The sequence below is a fragment of the Thiohalophilus sp. genome (genome assembly GCF_031581315.1).
Lineage (GTDB): Bacteria > Pseudomonadota > Gammaproteobacteria > UBA6429 > Thiohalophilaceae > Thiohalophilus.
The window spans coordinates 1-2,595 of sequence record NZ_JAVLAZ010000160.1 but is presented as its reverse complement, the minus strand read 5'-3'; the positions used below and the strand labels follow the sequence as shown (position 1 = coordinate 2,595).

General features: G+C 54.1%; 4 protein-coding genes and 1 pseudogene. 4 read left to right on the top strand and 1 reads right to left on the bottom strand.

Annotated elements, in window-relative coordinates:
* The 4 genes from RI563_RS13120 to RI563_RS13105 form a co-directional block, all read left to right on the top strand.
* A partial coding sequence (locus tag RI563_RS13120) for a SelT/SelW/SelH family protein (RefSeq protein ID WP_310694831.1) occupies nucleotides 1-266 on the top strand: 266 nt, incomplete at its 5' end.
* Nucleotides 267-476: 210 nt separating this feature from the next.
* Complete coding sequence (locus RI563_RS13115) at nucleotides 477-818, top strand: zinc ribbon domain-containing protein YjdM (RefSeq protein ID WP_310694830.1); 342 nt, start codon at nucleotides 477-479, stop codon at nucleotides 816-818.
* Nucleotides 819-898: 80 nt separating this feature from the next.
* On the top strand, nucleotides 899-1,540 hold the full coding sequence (locus tag RI563_RS13110; RefSeq protein WP_310694829.1) for a hypothetical protein: 642 nt from the start codon (nucleotides 899-901) through the stop codon (nucleotides 1,538-1,540).
* Between the two features lie 49 nt (nucleotides 1,541-1,589).
* Complete coding sequence (locus tag RI563_RS13105; protein WP_310694828.1) at nucleotides 1,590-2,018, top strand: MAPEG family protein; 429 nt, start codon at nucleotides 1,590-1,592, stop codon at nucleotides 2,016-2,018.
* Here the strand turns inward: RI563_RS13105 and RI563_RS13100 are convergent.
* Nucleotides 2,005-2,595: pseudogene (locus RI563_RS13100) on the bottom strand (hypothetical protein); the annotation flags it as partial. The gene RI563_RS13105 and the pseudogene RI563_RS13100 sit on opposite strands and share 14 nt — an antisense overlap.

Here is a 2,595-nt window from a genome sequence, read left to right as displayed (position 1 = left end):
TCTACTGCACCCAGTGCCGCTGGTTACTGCGCTCCGCCTGGATGGCGCAGGAATTGCTGACCACGTTTGACGAGGAGATCACCGATCTGACCCTCAAACCGGGCAAGGGCGGGATTTTTCAAATCTGGGTCAATGATGAGCTGGTCTGGTCGCGGCAGGAGGCCGGGCGGTTTCCCGAGATCAAGGAACTGAAGCAACTGGTGCGCGATCGCGTGGCGCCGGACAGGGATCTCGGTCACTCCGACAAAAAACCCGAAGGCTCTTGATTAAAAACGAAATAGGGATATTGCCCTCTGCCCGGGGGTGAGAGGGAATGGGTATGTTGGAAAACTTTTTATCTTTGCGTTCTTTGCGCCTCTGCGCCCTCTGCGTTATTTCCAGCGGCATTGAGAAAGGTCTGTGGACCATAACAGCTCGAAAATATCCCCCCACCCTGCTAAGATTATGGGTAATTTCAACCCGACACAGGATGCCGTATGAGCGATTTACCCCCCTGCCCCGAGTGCGGCTCCGAATTTACCTACGAAGATCAGAGTCTGTATGTCTGCCCTGAATGTGGTCATGAATGGCCGAAAGATGCGTCGCAGGCAACAGCCGATGACAAGCCCGTCGTGCGCGATGCCAACGGCAATGAACTTTCCGACGGCGACACGGTAACCGTAATTAAAGATCTGAAGATCAAGGGCGCGTCATCTGTACTGAAGGTGGGGACCCGGGTGAAAAATATTCGCCTGATCGAGGGCGATCATAATATTGATTGCCGGATCGACGGCATTGGCGCCATGCAACTGAAATCGGAATTTGTAAAAAAAGCCTGATTACTTGCGATAAAAATTCAGAGTCGATTGACTGTCCCCGTTTTCGACCTGCCTGTTAACCCTGGACAGAGGACGTGACATTGAAAAAAAACATTCCTGTTATTTTACTGGCCGCACTGCTGTCGATTTCCTGCACCGATTCCGGTTCGGACTCGCCCGTGACGGTGAACACCAGCGGCAATACCTACATAAATGGCTTCTTTAACCTGGAGGTGGAAAAACCCGTCGACTGGTACGCACAGAGCGCCGAGGAGACCATCATGTTGCAGCAAGAGGGCAACAAGGTGCTCTCCGGCGATGATGAGAATATGCAAAAGATGATCGAGGCGGCAATGGAAAGCTCGCTGCCACTGTTCGGCTTTTTTGAATATCCGCCCGGCACGCCCGGCAAGATGAACCCCAATGTCCTGTCGGTGGCCGAGAATATCAAAATGTACCCCGGCATCAAGGATCCCTGTGATTACGTTAAAGCGGTCAAACAGATCCTCCAGCAGGGACAGTTAAGCTACGAATTCGACGGTGAGTGCCAGTCCACCACGATCGGCGGCAAACAGGCCGGCTATCTGGATGCCTCGTTGAAGGTCGGAACGTTTGATATCGCCCAGCGCTATCACGCCCTGATCACCGACGGTTATGCGGTCTCCATTATTCAGACCTACATGGACGAGGAAAGCCATGCCAAGGTCGATAAAGTAATGGACTCGATTCAGTTTTCCCGCTGATACGTTCCGCAACACGTGACGTGAATTTTAACGAGACAGGTTATAGCCGATGAATCAGGCGGCGATTTTTATTCCGTTTTCAGGCATGCTGCTGCTGACTATGGTGGTGTGGTTGTATATGTATTATCGGCGCCTGAGCTACCTCGCCCGTGCCGGGGTGGATCCGCAGCAGGCTTCCACCAGCCAGCAACTGCTCGCGATTCTCCCGACCCGGATCAATCTGCCTTCCGAGAATCTCACCAACCTTTTCGAACTGCCGGTACTGTTCTATGTGGTTTGTCTCTATCTGTATGTCACCGGGCAGGTTGATCCGACCTATCTGGTTCTGGGATATGCCTTTTTTGTATTCAGGCTGCTGCACAGCGTAATTCACTGTACCTATAACCGGGTATTGCACCGTTTCTATGCCTACTCATTCGCTTCCCTGGCGCTCTGGGCAATGATTATTCTTGCGGTGATCGATACTATCCGCCTGTAACACTGCCGGCGACGATCAACAGGATTACCAGCAACACGAACAGGCCGGTGGCGCTTCTCCAGCGGGTTAACCACACCTCGGCCGATCCCAATGCCGTCAACCGATAGGAACGTACCCAGCGTGGCGGTCCCGACCACCGGTTCAGCGTATTCGATACAATGCTGACAACGGCCAGCAGACAAATCACGAGTTTTTCCAGCGGTACGACGATGTCGCCGGCCGGTACTGCAGGCCAGTTTCCTCGCCAGCGCCAGAACACCCCGCCGATCAGCAATGCCCCACCCAGTGGCCATAGACTGGCCAGCGGCGCGAATTTGAACTCACCGACGAGATCGGCGCCTGTCAGCCAGATTCCCCAGGACAGGAAAAGCGCGCCCGTCAGCACCAGCAACCAGCCTGTCAGCATGGCATCATTGATCCCGCTCGCGCCTGTATTCGGTTGACGGGACCAGACCAGGAACAGGAAGCGCAACATTAACAGGCTGGTGGCCAGGGCACTCCATGGCAACAGATCGGTATAGACCCCGGCACTCTCTATCGATTGCAATCCGCTCTTGAGCAGATCCTTGACCAGCAT

Coding starts and splice junctions, on each gene's coding strand:
- RI563_RS13105 (WP_310694828.1), top strand. CDS start 1,590: ATGAATCAGGCGGCGATTTTTATTCCGTTTTCAGGCATGCTGCTGCTG.
- RI563_RS13115 (WP_310694830.1), top strand. CDS start 477: ATGAGCGATTTACCCCCCTGCCCCGAGTGCGGCTCCGAATTTACCTAC.